The 16,575-nt window shown below is 71.9% G+C and carries 16 protein-coding genes; 10 read left to right on the top strand and 6 right to left on the bottom strand.

Features of this window, described 5'->3' with window-relative positions; all coding sequences use genetic code 11:
• Positions 1-8 precede the first annotated feature (8 nt).
• The 8 genes from Aau02nite_RS26335 to Aau02nite_RS26300 all read left to right on the top strand — a co-directional run bounded on the left by Aau02nite_RS26335 (position 9) and on the right by Aau02nite_RS26300 (position 9,418).
• Positions 9-1,043 carry a quaternary amine ABC transporter ATP-binding protein gene (locus Aau02nite_RS26335; protein ID WP_212991230.1) on the top strand — a complete coding sequence of 345 codons (1,035 nt, stop codon included), beginning with the start codon at positions 9-11 and terminating at the stop codon, positions 1,041-1,043.
• Entirely contained in the window at positions 1,040-3,028 is a 1,989-nt protein-coding gene (locus Aau02nite_RS26330) for an ABC transporter permease (protein ID WP_212991229.1), read from the top strand. Before Aau02nite_RS26335 ends, Aau02nite_RS26330 begins: the two co-directional genes overlap by 4 nt.
• 58 nt (positions 3,029-3,086) lie before the next feature.
• On the top strand, positions 3,087-4,058 hold the full coding sequence (locus tag Aau02nite_RS26325; protein WP_212991228.1) for an ABC transporter substrate-binding protein: 972 nt from the start codon (positions 3,087-3,089) through the stop codon (positions 4,056-4,058).
• A 384-nt stretch (positions 4,059-4,442) separates the two neighbouring features.
• Entirely contained in the window at positions 4,443-6,941 is a 2,499-nt protein-coding gene (locus Aau02nite_RS26320) for a sensor histidine kinase (RefSeq protein WP_212991227.1), read from the top strand.
• Positions 6,942-6,986: 45 nt separating this feature from the next.
• The gene (locus tag Aau02nite_RS26315) at positions 6,987-7,412 is read left to right on the top strand and encodes a roadblock/LC7 domain-containing protein (RefSeq protein WP_212991226.1); all 426 of its coding nucleotides are present in this window, start codon (positions 6,987-6,989) and stop codon (positions 7,410-7,412) included.
• Positions 7,413-7,444: 32 nt separating this feature from the next.
• Positions 7,445-7,849 (top strand): DUF742 domain-containing protein, encoded by a 405-nt coding sequence (locus Aau02nite_RS26310; protein WP_246595443.1) that lies wholly within the window; start codon positions 7,445-7,447, stop codon positions 7,847-7,849.
• Complete coding sequence (locus tag Aau02nite_RS26305; protein WP_212991297.1) at positions 7,830-8,435, top strand: GTP-binding protein; 606 nt, start codon at positions 7,830-7,832, stop codon at positions 8,433-8,435. The genes Aau02nite_RS26310 and Aau02nite_RS26305 overlap by 20 nt, the downstream gene beginning before the upstream one ends.
• 29 nt (positions 8,436-8,464) lie before the next feature.
• Entirely contained in the window at positions 8,465-9,418 is a 954-nt protein-coding gene (locus tag Aau02nite_RS26300; protein WP_212991224.1) for an ABC transporter substrate-binding protein, read from the top strand.
• 25 nt (positions 9,419-9,443) lie between these two features.
• Here Aau02nite_RS26300 and Aau02nite_RS26295 read toward each other — a convergent pair whose 3' ends face one another.
• Positions 9,444-10,184 (bottom strand): class I SAM-dependent methyltransferase, encoded by a 741-nt coding sequence (locus Aau02nite_RS26295; RefSeq protein ID WP_212991223.1) that lies wholly within the window; start codon positions 10,182-10,184, stop codon positions 9,444-9,446.
• A 40-nt stretch (positions 10,185-10,224) separates the two neighbouring features.
• Positions 10,225-10,407, bottom strand: coding sequence for a hypothetical protein (locus Aau02nite_RS26290; protein WP_212991222.1), 183 nt, complete (start codon positions 10,405-10,407; stop codon positions 10,225-10,227).
• Between the two features lie 120 nt (positions 10,408-10,527).
• On the opposite strand from Aau02nite_RS26290, the gene Aau02nite_RS26285 reads away from it, so the two are divergent.
• Positions 10,528-11,493, top strand: a complete 966-nt coding sequence (locus Aau02nite_RS26285) for an RNA polymerase subunit sigma-70 (protein ID WP_212991221.1) — start codon at positions 10,528-10,530, stop codon at positions 11,491-11,493.
• A 24-nt stretch (positions 11,494-11,517) separates the two neighbouring features.
• Positions 11,518-12,264, top strand: coding sequence for an SDR family oxidoreductase (locus Aau02nite_RS26280; RefSeq protein WP_212991220.1), 747 nt, complete (start codon positions 11,518-11,520; stop codon positions 12,262-12,264).
• A 10-nt stretch (positions 12,265-12,274) separates the two neighbouring features.
• Here Aau02nite_RS26280 and egtD read toward each other — a convergent pair whose 3' ends face one another.
• The 4 genes from egtD to egtA are packed head-to-tail and all read right to left on the bottom strand — an operon-like array spanning position 12,275 to position 16,528.
• Positions 12,275-13,240, bottom strand: coding sequence for an L-histidine N(alpha)-methyltransferase (gene egtD / locus Aau02nite_RS26275; RefSeq protein WP_212991219.1), 966 nt, complete (start codon positions 13,238-13,240; stop codon positions 12,275-12,277).
• The gene (gene egtC / locus Aau02nite_RS26270; RefSeq protein WP_212991218.1) at positions 13,237-13,986 is read right to left on the bottom strand and encodes an ergothioneine biosynthesis protein EgtC; all 750 of its coding nucleotides are present in this window, start codon (positions 13,984-13,986) and stop codon (positions 13,237-13,239) included. Before egtC ends, egtD begins: the two co-directional genes overlap by 4 nt.
• A complete protein-coding gene (gene egtB, locus Aau02nite_RS26265; RefSeq protein WP_212991217.1) occupies positions 13,986-15,293 on the bottom strand; it encodes an ergothioneine biosynthesis protein EgtB in 1,308 nt (435 codons plus the stop codon). The genes egtC and egtB overlap by 1 nt, the downstream gene beginning before the upstream one ends.
• Positions 15,290-16,528: an ergothioneine biosynthesis glutamate--cysteine ligase EgtA gene (gene egtA / locus Aau02nite_RS26260; RefSeq protein ID WP_212991216.1), complete on the bottom strand. Its 1,239-nt coding sequence runs from the start codon at positions 16,526-16,528 to the stop codon at positions 15,290-15,292. The genes egtB and egtA overlap by 4 nt, the downstream gene beginning before the upstream one ends.
• Between the last annotated feature and the right edge of the window lie 47 nt (positions 16,529-16,575).

Below are 16,575 nucleotides of genomic sequence, written 5' to 3'. Positions count from 1 at the left end.
GGCCCGCCATGCCGCCCACCATTGCCGTCGACCACTTGTGGAAAGTCTTCGGCCCCAAGGCGGACAAGGTCGTCGGTACCCCGCTGGCGGACCTGCCCCGGGCCGAGCTGCGGGCCCAGACCGGCTGCCTGGCCGCCGTCCGGGACGTCAGCTTCGCGGTCGAGCCGGGCGAGGTCTTCGTCGTGATGGGACTGTCCGGCAGCGGCAAGTCGACGCTGGTGCGGTGCCTGACCCGGCTGATCGAGCCGACCTCCGGCGAGGTGCACATCGACGGTGAGGCGGTCCGGGCGATGAACCCCAAGCGCCTGCGCGAGCTGCGCCGGCACGGCGTGGCGATGGTGTTCCAGCACTTCGGGCTGCTGCCGCACCGGCAGGTGGTCGACAACATCGCGTACGGCCTGGAGATCCAGGGTGTCGGTAAGGCCGAACGGCACCGCCGTGCCGCCGAGGTCCTGACCCTGGTGGGCCTCGACGGTCACGAGCACCAGTACCCCGATCAGTTGTCCGGCGGCATGCAGCAGCGGGTGGGGCTCGCCCGGGCGCTGGCCACGGACCCGGCGGTGCTGCTGTTCGACGAGCCGTTCAGCGCGCTGGACCCGTTGATCCGCCGGGACATGCAGGCCGAGGTGCGGCGCCTGCACGCCGAGGTCGGCAAGACGCTGGTGTTCATCACCCACGACCTGGCCGAGGCGCTGAGTCTCGGTGACCGCATCGCGGTCATGCGCGACGGCGCCCTGGTGCAGGTCGGCACCCCGGAGGAACTGGTCGGCGCCCCCGCGGACGACTACGTGGCCGACTTCGTCCGCGAGGTGCCCCGGGCCGACGTGCTGAGCCTGCGCTGGATCACCCGGGACGCCGCACCGGACGAGGTGCTCGAGGACCAGCCGTTGCCGGCCGGGACGGTCATCCGCGACACCATCGAGCGGGTGCTGCGCGCCCGGCACCCGATCCCGGTCGTCGACGGCGACGAGCGGATCGGGGTCGTCGACGCCGAGCAGCTGTTGCCGGCGTTGACCGGGCACCGCCCGCCGGTGCCGGCATGAGCACCGCCGTCACGGACGTGACCGTTCCGGCGGAGGCGGTCGACCCGGCACCGGACCCCGCCGCCCCCGGGCCGCGCCGGAAACTGCCCGGCCGCCGGACGCTGATCCTGCTGCTCGTCCTGGCCACCGCGGCCGTGTACCTGGTCGTGCGGACCTCGGCGCCGGCCGACGACGACAATCCCTGGGCGTTCCGGTTCTTCAGCGGGGTGCGGGACTGGGTCGACGCCAACCGGGACACCAGCCCGCTGTTCCTGTACGGCTTCAACTACCTGCGCCTCGGCGTCTCCCTGCTGGTCGACACCGTGCACGGCGCGCTGTACGGGCTCGGCTGGGCCGGTCTCGTGGCGGCGGCCGGGGCGCTCGCCGCGGTGGTGGCCGGGTGGCGCATCGCGTTGCTGGCGGTGGCCGGTTTCCTCAGCTTCGGCGTGCTCGGGCTGTGGGAGGAGAGCGTCGACACGTTGGTGCTGACGCTGTCCGCTGTGCTGCTGGCGGTGCTGATCGGCGTACCGCTCGGGGTGCTCGCCGCCCGGGTGCCCGCAGTCGGCGCCGTGCTGCGGCCGGTGCTCGACGTCATGCAGATCATGCCGACGTTCGCCTACCTGGCGCCGATGACGCTGCTCTTCCTGATCGGCTCGCCCGCGGCCACCATCGCCACCCTGATCTACGCCATCCCGCCGGCCATCCGGATCACCGCGCTGGGCATCACCGAGGTGCCGAAGTCCACCGTGGAGGCGGCCACCGCGCTCGGCTCGACCCGCTGGCAGCTGCTGGGCAAGGTGCGCCTGCCGCTGGCCCGGCCGACCATCGTGCTGGCCGTCAACCAGGCGATCATGATGGCCCTGTCGATGGTCGTGATCACCGCGCTGATCGACGCGCCGGGCCTGGGGCAGACCATCGTGCAGGCCCTGGAACGGGTCAACGTGGGTGCGGCCTTCGACGCCGGGCTGGCGATCGTCGTCCTCGCCGTCGTGCTCGACCGGATCACCACCCACGCCGCGCACCGGGCCGCACCCACCACCCACCGGTCCGTCCGGCTGCGGCTGGCCGGTCCGGTCGTGGCCGTCGTCGCGGTCGTGGCGGCGACGGTGCTGGGCCGGATGTCGTCGTGGGGCGCGGAGTTCCCGGCCGCCTGGCGGGCGTCGTTCGCCGTCGGTGTCAACGAGGCGACGCGGTGGGTCGAGTTCCACTGGTACGACGCGACCGAGGCCCTGAAGAACGTGGTCAGCGCCGGGCTGCTCGATCCGATCGAGACTGTGCTGACCACGACGCCGTGGTGGCTGTTCCTGGTGGTCGTGCTGATCTTCGGCGCGCTGAGCAGCGGTCCCCGGGCTGCCGTGATCGCCGGGCTGGCCGTGGCCGGGCTGGTCGGCCTGGGGCTGTGGCAGCACGCGATGCAGACCCTGGCCACCGTCCTGGTCGCCACCGTCGCCACGATGGCCTTCGGCATCGTCTTCGGCGTACTCGGTGCCCGCCACGACCGTTTCGCCCTGGTCATGCGGCCGGTGCTGGACGCGGCGCAGACGATGCCGTCGTTCGTCTACCTGCTGCCCGCGGTCGCCTTGTTCGGGGCCAGCCGGTTCACGGCCATCGTGGCCGCGGTGATCTACGCCGTGCCGCCGGTGGTGCGGCTGGTCGAGCGCGGCGTGCGCGACGTGCCGGCGACGGTGGTCGAGGCGGCCGTGTCGTCGGGGTCGACGCCGCGGCAGCTGCTGTGGAAGGTGCAGCTGCCGATGGCCCGGCGGGGTCTGCTGCTGGCGGCGAACCAGGGCATCGTGATGGTCCTCGCGATGGTGGTGGTCGGTGGCCTGGTCGGGGCCGGCGCCCTGGGTTACGACGTGGTCGCCGGGTTCGCCCAGCGCGAGGACTTCGGCAAGGGCCTGGCCGCCGGTTTTGCGATCGTGCTGCTGGGCGTCCTGCTCGACCGGCTCACCCAGGGCGCGGGCCGGCGCGCCGACGACAACCGCCTGCGCCGGCCGGCGACCTGATTTGTGTTCTCCCCTCTGCCGCCGTCCGGCGGCAAGCACCATCCGGAAGGAAATCTCGATGAGACACGTGAAATGGATCCAGCTCACCGCGGTCGCCGCGGCATTGAGCATGGCTGTGGCCGGTTGTGGCGGCGCGAAGTCGGACGCCGGTTCCTCGGACGCGCCGGCGGCGGGTTCGAAGGGCACGGTCAAGCTCGCCATCAACCCGTGGGTGGGTTACGAGGCGAATGCGGCTGTGCTCGGCCATCTGCTGGAGTCCAAGCTCGGTTACACCGTGGACAAGAAGAACCTCAAGGAAGAGATCGCCTGGCAGGGCTTCGAGACCGGCGAGGTCGACGCGATCGTGGAGAACTGGGGCCACGACGATCTGAAGAAGACCTACATCACCGACAAGAAGGTCGCCGTCGACCTCGGGCCGACCGGTAACAAAGGCGTGATCGGCTGGTACGTGCCGCAGTGGATGGTGGAGAAGTACCCGGACATCACCGACGGCGCGAACCTGAACAAGTACGCGAACCTGTTCAAGACCTCCGAATCCGGTGACAAAGGTCAGTTCCTCGCGGGCGACCCGTCCTTCGTCACCAATGACGTAGCCCTTGTGGCGAATCTGAAGCTGAACTACAAGGTCGTCTACTCCGGCAGTGAGGCCGCCATCATCAAGGCCGCACAGCAGGCGACGGCGCAGAAGAAGCCGCTGCTGTTCTACTTCTACGAGCCGCAGTGGCTGTTCGCCAAGGAGAAGTACGCCCGGGTGAAGCTGCCCGCGTACACCGCCGGTTGTGACGCCGACCCGAAGAAGGTCGCCTGTGACTACCCGGACTACATCCTGGACAAGATCGTGAGCAAGAAGTTCGCCGACGCCAACAGCCCCGCGTTCCAGCTCATCAAGAACTTCAAGTGGACCAATGAGGACCAGAACCTGGTCTCGGACTACATCACCAATCAGGGCATGACCGCCGAAGCCGCCGGCGAGAAATGGGTCAACGAGCACGAGGCCACCTGGAAGCCGTGGATTCCGGCGACCAGCTGACAGACGCAGTGTCCGACGGGGGCCGTGAGTGTTGTGCTGTGCTCACTCGCGACCCCCGATGGGCCCCCGCCGGAGTGACGACGTCGCTTTGCTTCGTGATCGAAATCTGATTGCAACCTTCCGGCAGGACCCTGATGCCCTTCATCAATGATCCGATCTACCCACCGGACCGCGAGCTGATCTTGCGCCCCGTACATATCCGGGAATTTCGCCGTCATCAGCCGTACATAGTGGACTTACGACTCAGCTCATCGCTACGGTTCCCCCAAATCCGCGGCCGAGAGAGACCGCCGCCACCCGACGAAGGAGATATCGCGTGTCCGCACGGAGTCGTCCGGTCGTAGACCTCACTGCCGGCCGCGTTGCTCCTGGGACGGTTCTCCGATGAAGATTCCCCGTCCGCGCCAGGCACACCACGATGCCGATGTCGTCGCGCCCGCGAGCGAGGCAGTCACCGGCGTCCCGGCCGCTCAGCCGGCCCGCTCCGGCGGCACGATCCGCCGCCGCGTCGTCCGGACGCTGACCCTGCCCGTCGTCGCGGTCCTCGTGCTGCTGGGCGTCATCACCGTCACCGAGGTCGACAACTACCGCACGGCCGCCGCCTCCGCGCGCGCCGTCACCCTCGTCCTCGCCGTGCAGGACCTCGTGCAGGAACTACAGACCGAGCGTGGTCTCACCGCCGGTCTGCTCGGTGGCAACGTCGGCTTCCGCGCCGAGCTGGCCCCGGCCCGCAAGCGCGTCGACGACCAGCGGGCCGAGGTGGAGGATCTGATCTCCTCCGGCGGCGTCGCCCAGGACCGGGTCGCCACCGCCGTCCGCGGGCTCGACGGCCTCGCCGGTGTCCGCGCCGGCACCGACGCCGGAGCCGCCGACCGCGCCCCGACCTTCACCTTCTACACCGGGCGCATCGCCGAGCTGAGCAACGTCGACTACGGCCTGGACAGCTCCGCCGACCCGGCCCTGCGCCGCGGGGTCTCCGCGCTGGAGGCCCTCGGCGATGCCAAGGAGAGCACCGCGCAGGAGCGGGCGTTCCTCAACGGCGTGTTCTCGGCCAGCGGCTTCAACCGCGGCGAGTTCCTGCAGTTCGTCACCATGCGCTCGGCCAAGGACGCGGCGCTCGCCTCGTTCACCCGCTACGCCGACGACACCCAGCGCAGAGCCAAGGACTACGTGCTCAGCACCGGCGCCGCGCAGACCGCCGCCTACTTCGAGCAGGTGGCGCTCAACGCCGGCGACGGCCGCAACCTGCAGGTGAATCCCCAGTCCTGGTGGTCCTCGCAGACCACCGTGCTGGACGACATGCTCCAGTTGCAGCAGCACGTCGGCTCGGTCATCCGGGCCCGGGCGGCCACGCTGCAGGACGAGGCCACGCAGCGGATGGGCCTGCTGCTCGGTGCCGTGATCATCTGCTTCATCGGCTCGGTGTACCTGGCCACGGTCGCATCGCGCTCGATCGCCGCCCCGCTGGCCACCCTGGCCGACGAGGCCAACCGGCTGGCCGGTGAGCGGCTGCCCGAGGCGGTCCGCAAGGCGACCTCCGGTGACGACGACGTGCCGCCGCTGACCGTCGCCGTGCCCGCGGGCGCCAGTGACGAGGTCCGGCTGGTCGCCGATGCGCTGGACCGGGTGCAGGCCACCGCGTACTCGCTGGCGACCGAGCAGGCGATGCTGCGGCGCAGCACCACCGAGTCGCTGGCCAACCTCGGCCGCCGCAACCAGAACCTGCTGCGCCGCCAGCTGGGCTTCATCACCAGCCTGGAACGCGAGGAGTCCGACCCGACCGGGCTGGCCAACCTCTTCGAGCTCGACCACCTGGCCACCCGCATGCGCCGTAACGCCGAGAGCCTGCTGGTGCTGGTCGGCGCGGCCAGCCCGCGGCAGTGGTCCGAGCCGCTGCCCATCGCCGACGTCATCCGGGCCGCCGTCTCCGAGGTCGAGGAGTACCGCCGGGTCGCCCTGCGCCGCGTCGACGACGCGCTCGTGGCCGGCGCGGTCGTCAGCGGTGTCGCGCACATGCTCGCCGAGCTGGTCGAGAACGGGCTCGCCTTCTCCCCGCCGGACGCCGACGTGGAGATCCAGGGACGGCGGATCGGCGACAGCTACCTGATCGCCATCACCGACCAGGGCATCGGCATGAGCCGGGCCGACCTGGAACTGGCCAACCAGCGGCTGCGCGGCGAGGGCGACTTCATCACCGCGCCGACCCGGTTCCTGGGCCACTACGTGGTCGGCCGGCTCGCCACCGACATGGACATCGACGTGCAGCTGGCGCCGTCCCCGGTGACCGGGGTGACCGCGCGCATCGTGCTGCCGCCGTCCATCGTGGCCGGTGTCCAGGCCGTCAGTGCCCCGGCACCGCAGCCCAGGCTGGCCTCCGAGGAACGCCGGCCGCTGGAAACGCCGCGGGCGCTGGAGGCGTCGGACCCGGCGGCGACCCAGGTCCTCACCCTGCCGCCGGCCGCGCCGCCGCCGCCGCCCGCGACGGACGGCCGGATCCGGCCCGGCAAGATCGAGTACGTCACCGTCCCCGGCAGCCCGGCCGTACGGCGGCAGCCGCCGTCTCCCGCCGAGCAGCAGCAGCCGGCCGCGGCGGGCTCGCCGACCGCGCGCTACGAAGAGGCGATGACCGCCTCGACGCTCGGCATGGACATGTACTCCTTCGGGCCCCCGCCGGACCAGGCCGACCGCACCCCGAACGGCTTGAAGAAGCGAGCGCCGAAGGCCCGCAAGTCGGCACCGGCCCAGCCCGCCGGCGCGGTTCCCACCAGGACGGCCGAGCGACCCGCTCCCGTCAGCGACTCGCCGGACGAGGTGCGCGCCCGGCTCACCGCCTTCCGCAGCGGCATGCAGCGCGGCAGCAACGACGCCACCGACCGACCATGACCGCCGCCCCTCCCCAACCCCGCGACGAGGCCGAAAGAAGTTCCCATGAGCGTTGACACGTCTGCCGACCGGCACCAGTTCAACTGGCTGCTGGGCAACTTCGTGCACCAGACCGACGGGGTCCGCGACGCGGTCGCGGTGTCCTCCGACGGCCTGCTGATCGCCAGCTCCGACGGGCTGGGCCGGGCCGAGGCCGACCACCTGGCGGCGATCGTGTCCAGCCTGGCCAGCGTCGCGCGCAGCGCCTCGCGGCGCTACGACTTCGACGGTCTCAAGCTCATCATGATCGAGATGCGGCGGGGCTTCCTGCTGGTGTCGGTCATCGCCGGCGGCAGCTGCCTGGGTGTCGTCGCGGGCGGCGACAGCGACGTGGGTCTCGTCGGCTACGAGATGTCCCTGTTGGCGGAGAGGTTCGGCGCTCTGCTCACGCCGGCGCTGATCTCCGAGTCCCGGCAGTACCTACCCCGATGAGCCACCGGGGGGAGTGGGGGCCGGACCCTCGCATGATCCCGTACGCGGAGCCGGTCGTGCCCTCGCGGCGGGAGCCCCCGCCCGCGCCGGCCCACGCGGCCGCGGAACCGGGCGACGACCTGGTGGTCCGGCCCTTCATGCTGACCGGCGGGCGCACCCGCCCGCTGCATGACGGACTGCGGATCGAGACGTTGCTGCACGCGGCCCCGGCCGCGCTGTCGGCGCCGCTGCGCTTCGAGTCGCGGCGCATCGTCGAGTTGTGTCAGGCGCCGATGTCCATCGCGGACCTCTCGGTGGCCCTGCGGGTGCCGCTCGGCGTGGTCCGGGTGATCGTCGCCGACCTGGTGACGGACGGCTACCTGCGGATCGAGGAGCAGCTCGGGGAGCTCCCCATCGCATTGATCGAGAGGATCAGGGATCGTGTTCGGGCGCTCTAGTGAGCCGGCGCCGCTGCCGCCGGTGGCGGTCAAGATCGTCATCAGTGGCGGCTTCGGCGTCGGCAAGACCACCTTCGTCGGTGCCATCTCGGAGATCGAGCCGCTGGTCACCGAGGCCGAGATGACCGAGCGGTCGATCGGCATCGACGACACCTCCGCGGTGTCGGGCAAGACCACCACCACCGTGGCCCTGGACTTCGGCCGTATCACCCTCGACGACGCCCTGCTGCTCTATCTGTTCGGTACGCCCGGACAGGACCGGTTCGCCTTCCTCTGGGACGACCTGGTCGACGGCGCGCTGGGGGCGATCGTGCTGCTGGACACCCGGCGCATCGAGGACTGCTTCCCGGCGATCGACTACTTCGAGGAGCACGAGATCCCGTTCCTGATCGGGGTCAACACCTTCGACCAGTCGCAGCGTTTCGACCTCGAGGAGGTCCGCGACGCGCTGGGCATCGACCCGAGCGTGCCGGTGCTGGAGTGCGACGCGCGCTACCGGGAGTCGGTGAAGCACATCCTGGTCGCGCTGACCGAGGAGGTCCTGGCCAAGCGGCTGAGCCGGGAACGGCCGGTGCCGACGTGGTGAGGCCGCTGATGACTGTGAAACGGAGAACGATGCGTGCACGCACCGCGGCCGCCCTGGTGAGCGTGCTGGCCCTGACCGCCTGCGGTAACTCGTCCGAGGCGATCGTCGCCCCGCCCGGGGTCGAGCGCACCCCCTGCGGCACCGTGTCGATCGCGGTGAACCCCTGGGTCGGCTACGCCGCCAACGTCGCGGTGGTGAGCTACCTGCTCAAGCAGGAGCTGGGCTGCACGGTGGTGGAGAAGGACCTCACCGAGGACGCCTCGTGGGAGGGCCTGGCCAGCGGTGAGGTCGACGCCATCCTGGAGAACTGGGGTCACGACGACCTCAAGAAGACCTACATCGACGACAAGAAGGTCGCGGTCGAGCAGGGCCTCACCGGCAACAAGGGCGTCATCGGCTGGTACGTGCCACCGTGGATGGCCAAGGAGTACCCGGACATCACGAAGTGGAAGAACCTCAACAAGTACGCCGACGAGTTCAAGACCAGCAAGTCGGACGGCAAGGGTCAGCTGCTCGGTGGTGACCCGTCGTTCGTCACCAACGACGCCGCGCTGATCAAGAACCTGAAGCTGGACTTCACGGTGGTCTACGCGGGCAGCGAGGACGCGCTCATCGCCGAGTTCCAGCGGGCCGAGAAGCAGAAGAAACCGCTGATCGGCTACTTCTACACCCCGCAGTGGCTGCTGTCGGAGATCAAGCTGGTGCACATCCCGCTGCCGATCTACAAGCCCGGCTGTGACGCCGACCCCAAGACGGTGGCCTGCGACTACCAGCCGTACGACCTCGACAAGATCGCCCGCAAGGCCTTCGTCGACTCGGGCAGCCCGGCGGCCGACCTGATCAAGAACTTCCGGTGGACCAACGACGACCAGAACGAGGTCGCCCGGGACATCACCGTCCGGAAGCTGTCCCGCGACGACGCGGCGAAGCGCTGGCTGGACGCGAACCGGGCCACCTGGCAGGAGTGGCTGCCGGCCCGCTGAGCACCGATCGGCCGACGGGGCGGGATCACGTGGTGGCCCGGCCGAGGACGAGGACCGTGTGGATGTCCATCCGCAGGGTCCCGCCCCAGCTGTCGATCGCCGCGCCCAGGTTCGTCATGACGAGCTGCTGATCCTCGGGCGAGTGCTGCCGGTACGTGGAGAACGTCCGCACCAGACTCAGGTACTCCGCCTTGCTGAACACCGGGTGCCGGTGCCACTCGTGCACCTCGGTGCCGGTGAACAGGCCACTGTGCTCGAGGTCGGCCCGCGCCCAGTCCACCGGGCGGTCGTCGACGGTCTGAGCCGGGTCGACGGCTTGCATGATGCCGTCGATGACCTGCTGCTGCGGCGGTTCCGCGTACCCGTGGCGGTTGTGGAAGATCGCCAGCGTGCCGCGCGGCACCAGGGCCTCGTGCACGCGGCGGCAGCGGGTCGCCGGGTCCATCCAGTGCCAGGCCGTCGCGCTGCCGATCAGGCCGACCCCGCCCGGCGGCGGCGACCATTGCTCGAAGGCCGTGTTGACCACCTCGGCGGCGGGGAACTTCCGCGCCAGGATCTCCGCCATCCGCGCGTCCGGCTCGACCGCCGTCACCGGTACGCCCAGCCGGAGCAGCAGCTCGGTGCCCTTGCCCGTGCCGGCACCCAGATCCGCGACCGAGGCGGGGACGCCGCCGTGATAGGCCGTCAGGGCCTCGAGCAGCTCGTCCGGATAGCCGGGACGAACCTCGTCGTACAGGGCGGCGACCTCACCGAAGACTCGCGACATGCCGTCACCATAGTTGCGCGCCGGTCACCCCGGGCCGGGCTCAGGGTGAGGGGCTCGGGGCCGGCCGGGCGGAACCCGGCCGGTCGCAGGCAACGCCGACGGCGAGCAGACCGAGCAGGCTGGTGAGCAGCAGGACGGCGATGGCCAGCTCCACCTTGTCGCGCCGCCGGACGTGGTGGCGCGGCCGGACGGGCGGGGGGTCGTACCATGAGGATTCCGACACCGGTCCAGTTTGGCGGCCGGCTTCCGCCGGCGTCGATCGGTGAAAGAACCAAAAAGATCTGGCCTCTTTCGGCGCCACTCGGGTGGCGGTCCGCTCGTTGTGCTCTGGTTCCATGGCCGGATGGATCAGACGGCCCTGCTCGCGGCCGCCCGCTCGGGCGACGCCGACGCCTTCGGCAGACTCGTCGGCGGCCACCGCGCCGAGCTGCTCGCGCACTGCTACCGGATGCTCGGCTCGCTGCGCGACGCCGAGGACGCCCTGCAGGAGTCGCTGGTGCGGGCGTGGCGCGGGCTGGCCACGTTCCGGGCCGGCGCCCTGCGGCCGTGGCTCTACCGGATCGCCACCAACCGTTGTCTCACGCTGATCGAGCAGCGGGCCCGGCGCGAGCTGCCCGCCGACCTCGGCCCGGGTGCGCCGCTCACCGAGGTTGCGTGGCTCGAGCCGTACCCGGACCGGCGGCTCGGCCCGGAGGCGACCGCCGAGCAGCGCGAGAGCATCAGGCTGGCGTTCGTCGCCGCGTTGCAGCACCTCTCCGGGCCGCAGCGGGCCGCGTTGCTGCTGCGCGAGGTGCTCGGCTTCTCCGCCGCCGAGGTTGCGGCCCAGCTCGACACCACCGTGGCGGCGGTCAACAGCAGCCTGCAGCGCGCCCGCGCCGCCCTGGCCGAGCGGCGGCCCGCGCCGGGTGATCCGGTCGCGGCCGGGGCCGCCCGCCAAGACCTGGCCGACCGGTACGCGGCCGCGTGGCAAGCCGCGGACGTCGACACGATCGTGGCCCTGCTGACCGACGACGCCACGTACTCGATGCCGCCGCTGCCCGAGTGGTACCGCGGTCGGGCCGCCATCCGCGACTTCCTGCTGGCCGGCCCGCTGCGCCACCGGTGGCTGTTCCGGCCCGCGTCCGCGAACGGCCAGCTCGCGTTCGGCACCTACCTGTGGGACGAGAAGCGGCAGGCGTACGTCTGGGCCGGGCTCGACGTGCTGCGGCTCGACGGGCGCGGGATCGCCGAGGTGGTCTCGTTCCTCACCGACGGGCTGCACCGCGAATTCGATCTGCCCGATGAGTTTCCGGCCCCGCCCGGGTTGTAGAGGGGAGAGAGAAGGAGACGGCACATGATGCTCGACGGCAGAACGGCCATCATCTACGGGGGCGGCGGATCCATCGGTGGCGCGATCGCCCGGGCGTACGCGGCCCAGGGCGCCCGGGTCTTCCTGGCCGGCCGGACCCGGGCCACGCTCGCCGCGGTGGCCGGACCGATCGGTGCGGAGATCGCCGAGGTCGACGCCCTGGACGAGGGTGCGGTGGACGCGCACGCCGACGAGGTGGCCGCGGCCACCGGCGGCCTCGACATCTCGGTCAACGTGATCGCCGACAGCGACGTGCAGGGCACGGCCATGGTCGACATGCCGGTCGAGGACTACCTGAGCCCGGTCGTCACCTCCGTACGCTCGAAGTTCCTGACCGCCCGGGCCGCCGCCCGGCACATGAAGCCCCGGCGCTCCGGGGTGATCTTGACCTTCGGTGGCTCCGGCGACCGCACCGCCGCGGGCCGGTACCTGCTCGGCGGCCTGGTCACCGGCTTCGAGGCGATCGAGGCGATGCGCCGGCAGCTCGCCACCGAGCTGGGCCCGTACGGGATCCGGGTGCTCACCCTGCAGACCGGCGGCGTGCCGGAGGCGATCCCGGCGGCCTTCGAGGGCCGCGCGGCGATCGAGGCGGAGCTGACGGGGCAGACTCTGCTCGGCCGCACGGCGACCCTCACCGACGTCGGGCACGTGGCGGTCTTCGCCGCCTCGGACTGGGCCCGCACGCTCACCGGCGCCGCCCTCAACATGACGTGCGGCGCCGTCCTGGACTAGGCCCGCTCGGTCAGGCCGCCTGGATCAGGGACACCGCGAAGAGGTCCGCCGGATCGGTCCAGAAGTGCCGCAGCGCGAAGCCCGCCGCCGCCAGCTCGGCGGACAGCCCGTCCCGGCGGAACTTCGCCGAGATCTCGGTACGCAGTTCCTCCCCGGCGGCGAACTCCACGGTCAGGTCCAGGTCGCGGATGTGCACGCGCTGGGCCGAGCCCGCCCGCAGCCGCATCTCGACCCACTCCTGCTCTGCGTTCCAGAGCGCGACGTGGGCGAACGCGTCCACGTCGAAGTCGGCGCCGAGCCGGTGGTTGACCACCCGGAGCACGTTGCGGTTGAACTCGGCGGTGACCCCGGCCGCGTCGTCGTACGCCGGCACCACGACCGCCGGGTCCTTGACCAGGTCGGTGCCGAGCAGCAGCCACTCGCCGGGTTGCAGCACGGCCCGCAGCCGGGACAGGAACTCGGCGCGTTCGGCCGGGACCAGGTTGCCGATGGTGCCGCCGAGGAACGCCACCATCCGGTTGTCCCCGTCCGGGATGTGCGCCAGGTGCCGGGTCAGGTCGCCGACGACGCCGCGGACCGCCAGCCCGGGGTAGCGCACGGCGAGCCGGTCGACCGCCTCGGCCAGCGCGGACGCCGACACGTCGAGCGGGACGAAGGCGCCCAGCGTGCCGTGCGCGAGCAGCGCGTCGAGCAGCAGCACGGTCTTCTCCGAGGAACCGGAGCCCAGCTCGACCAGGGTCTTGGCCTCGGTGATGCGGGCGATGGCGGCGGCGTGCCCGGTGAGGATCGCGCGTTCGGTACGGGTCGGGTAGTACTCGGGCAGCCGGGTGATGTCCTCGAACAGCTCGCTGCCCCGGGCGTCGTAGAACCATTTCGGGGGCAGCCACTTCGGGGTCGCGGTCAGCCCGGCGGCCACGTCGCTGCGCAGCGTACGGTCGAGGTCCTGATCGTCGAGATGGATCTCCAGCGCGCTCATGATCTCCCTAAGACGGTGATGTCCAGACCGGACGGGGTGGCGACGAGCAGACTGCCGTCCGGCACGGCTCGCCAGGCCGGACCGGGATCGAGGGGTTCGGAACTGACCAGCACGGACGTGCGGTCGGTGCGCACGGACAGGGCGTGGCCGGCCGTGCTGGCGATGATCTGCCGCCCGTCGGTCAGCAGCAGGTTGAGGCGGGAGCCGGGTGCGGCCGCCGAGACCTCGACGACCGTGTCGGCCACCGCCCGCGCGGCCGGCACCCCGGACCGCAGCCGGTCGCGGACCAGCGCCCAGAGCAGCGCCGCGTCGGTCGGGGCGTCGAGGGTGAGCAGGTCGCGCACCGGCAGCCGGGCGGCCGGCCCGGCCACCGAGTCGGGCCAGCCGCGGACGACCCCGTTGTGGCTGAAGAGCCACGGCCCTTCGGCGAACGGTGCCGCCGCGGTCTCGACGACCGGCATGCCGACCGTGGCCGACCGGACCGCGGCCAGCACGCCGCCCGCCACGGTGTGCGCGGCGAGCGCCGGCAGCGCGGCGTCCGACCAGAGCGGGGCCGCGCTGCGGTAGCGCACCGGATCGGTGCCGTCGCCGGGATACCAGGCCACGCCGAAGCCGTCGGCGTTGATGGTGCCGCCGCCGCGCATGTCCTGCGGCGCCCACGCCTGCCGGGCCAGAGCGTGCGGCGCCTCGAACAGCAGGTCCGCCAGCGGTACGGGTGATCCGAGATAGGCCAGGTGCCGGCACATCAGGGGGCGCCGGGCCCGGCATCGCGGGCGCAGCGGAAGCCGCTGAAGATCTGCCGCCGGACCGGGTGGTCCCAGTTGCGGAAGGTGCCCCGGCAGGCGGCCCGGTCGGTGCCGAACGAGCCACCGCGCAGCACCTTGTAGTCACCGCCGAAGAAGACCTGCGAATACTCCTCGTACGGGAACACGGCGAAGCCCGGGTACGGGTGGAAGCCGGAACTGGTCCACTCCCACACGTCGCCGATGAGCTGGTGCACGCCCAGCGGCGAGGCACCGTCCGGATAGGCGCCGACGGGAGCCGGCGACAGGTGGCGCTGGCCGAGGTTGGCGTGCCGGGCCTCCGGAGCCTCGTCACCCCACGGGAACCGCCGGGACCGGCCGGTCGCCGGGTCGAAGCGGGCCGCCTTCTCCCACTCCGCCTCGGTGGGCAGCCGGCGCCCGGCCCACGCCGCGTACGCCTCGGCCTCGAAGAAGCACACGTGCACCACCGGCTCGTCCGGCCGGATCCGCTCGGTACGCCCGAACGCCGTGGCCGCCCAGCCGTCCCCGTCACGCTGCCAGTGCAGCGGCGCGGTCAGCCCGGCCGTCTGCCGGTGCGCCCAGCCCCGCTCACTCCACCAGCGCGGATCGTCGTAGCCGCCGGCGTCGATGAACTCCGCGTAGCGGCCGTTGGTCACCGGGGCCGCGTCGATGAAGAAGGCCGGCACGTCCACGGTGTGCGCGGGTCTTTCGTTGTCCAGCGCCCAAGGCTCGGTATCGGTGCCCATGGCGAACGGTCCGCCCGGGATCAGCACCTCGCCGGAGACGGGCACCCGGGCCGGTGGCGGCGGATCCGCGGTCAGCACCGGCGCGCCGGTCCGCAGCTGATGGGTGGCCAGCATCGTCTCGTCGTGCTGCTGCTCGTGCTGCACGATCATGCCGAACGCGAACCCGTCGGCGAGCAACGGCCGGCTCTGGTCCAGCCGGGCCCGGTCCAGCACGTCGAGGGCCTTGTCGCGCACCTGGGCGACGTAGGCGCGGGCCTCGGCCGGAGGAAGCAGCGGCAGTGCCGGCCGGTCGCTGCGCGGATGCTTGAACGCGTCGTAGAGCTCGTCGATGTCGCGGCGTACCGGCTCGCGGCCGCCGACGTCGCGGACCAGCCAGAGCTCCTCCTGGTTGCCGACGTGGGCCAGGTCCCAGACCAGCGGCGACATGATCGGTGAGTGCTGCCGGACGAGATCGGCGTCGTCCACGGCGTCGGTCAGCAGGGCCGTGCGGGCGCGGGCGCGCTCCAGCTCGGCGGCGACGGTGAGTCGCAGGTCCTGAGTCATCGGTGCGCGTCCTTCCGGGTGCCGGCGCGGTGCAGGCGCCGGTCGACGATGTCGGTGACCACGTCCCGCACCGCGGGAGGCAGGCCGGTGCTGTCGAGGGTGCGGCAGGCCAGATCCAGCAGGTCGGTGGCGGTGCGCCGGATCGCGGGGTCGGTCAGGCCGGCGCGGGCGGCGTTCACCCACTGGCCGGCGGTGGCGGCGGCGGCCGCGCGGGCCGCGTCGGTGGTGGTGTCGTCGGCGAGCAGGGCCGCCACGACCGCGGCCGGGGCGATCCACTCCGTGCCGGGCTGGGCGTCGAAGTAGCGGACCTCGAGGTAACCGCGCGGCCGGACCGGCGGGAACAGCGTGCTGAGGTGGTAGTCGAGGTCGTCCACCCGGGGCGGGCCGGGCAGCGCGCCGTCGATCCAGTCGGCGAAGGTCACCCGGGCCGGCACGTCCCACGACTGCTCACCGCGCCGGATGCACAGCAGCGGTGCCGCGAGGGCGTAGTCGGCCCAGCCGGTGGCCAGGTCGCCCGGGGTGCTGACCGGCCGGGTGCGGCGCGGGTCGATGCCGTACCAGGCGGCCATCCGGGCCGAGGCCCAGCCGGTGTCGCGGCCCGCGTGTCGGCCCGAGGTGGCGAACGCGGCCAGCAACGCCGGGCCCGCCTCGTGCAGGGCTCCCCAGCGGTGCGGTAGTTGCCGTTCGGTGCCGGCGTCGAGACAGATCTGCAGGCCGGCGGTGCTGCACATCATGGTCCGGCCGTGCCGGCCGCGGGCGTCGAAGCTGCGCTGCATGGCGGCGTACCGCGGGGTCTGCAGCATCCGCCGGGGCGCCCGCCACGGATCCAGGCCGGTGTCGCCCAGGACCAGGCCCGAGCGGGCCAGCAGGGCGGAGAGGTGCGCCTGGTCGGCGCTGAGGGATTCGTACAACTCGGTGAGGGAGCCGGCCGGTGCCGAGGAGATCTCGAGCTGGCCGCCGGGCTCGACGGTCACCGCGCCACCGCCGGGCAGAAGTGCGCCGGGGTGGGGATTGCCGAGTGCGGGTGGTGCGTGGGTGCCTAGGGCTGTGCGGAGCTCCGCGGCTTGCAGGTAGGCCGCCGGGGCGTCCGAGCGATGAACGGTCCATTCCAGTTCGACGCCGATGCGCCGGGGTGGGCCGGTCTTGAAGCAGATGCCGGAGATGTGATCGGCGGCCTGGGCCAGATGCCGCAGGACGCCCTCGGTTATCGAGTCGTCACCACTGAAGGTAGCCATGCCCCTCCCCGGAGTAGCCAATCCATCCGGACACTACCCACAACGGA

Origin of the sequence: Actinoplanes auranticolor (assembly GCF_018332655.1) — a bacterium.
GTDB lineage: Bacteria > Actinomycetota > Actinomycetes > Mycobacteriales > Micromonosporaceae > Actinoplanes > Actinoplanes auranticolor.
Note: the sequence above shows the minus strand (reverse complement) of the source record. Positions and strands in the feature narration are given on the sequence as shown.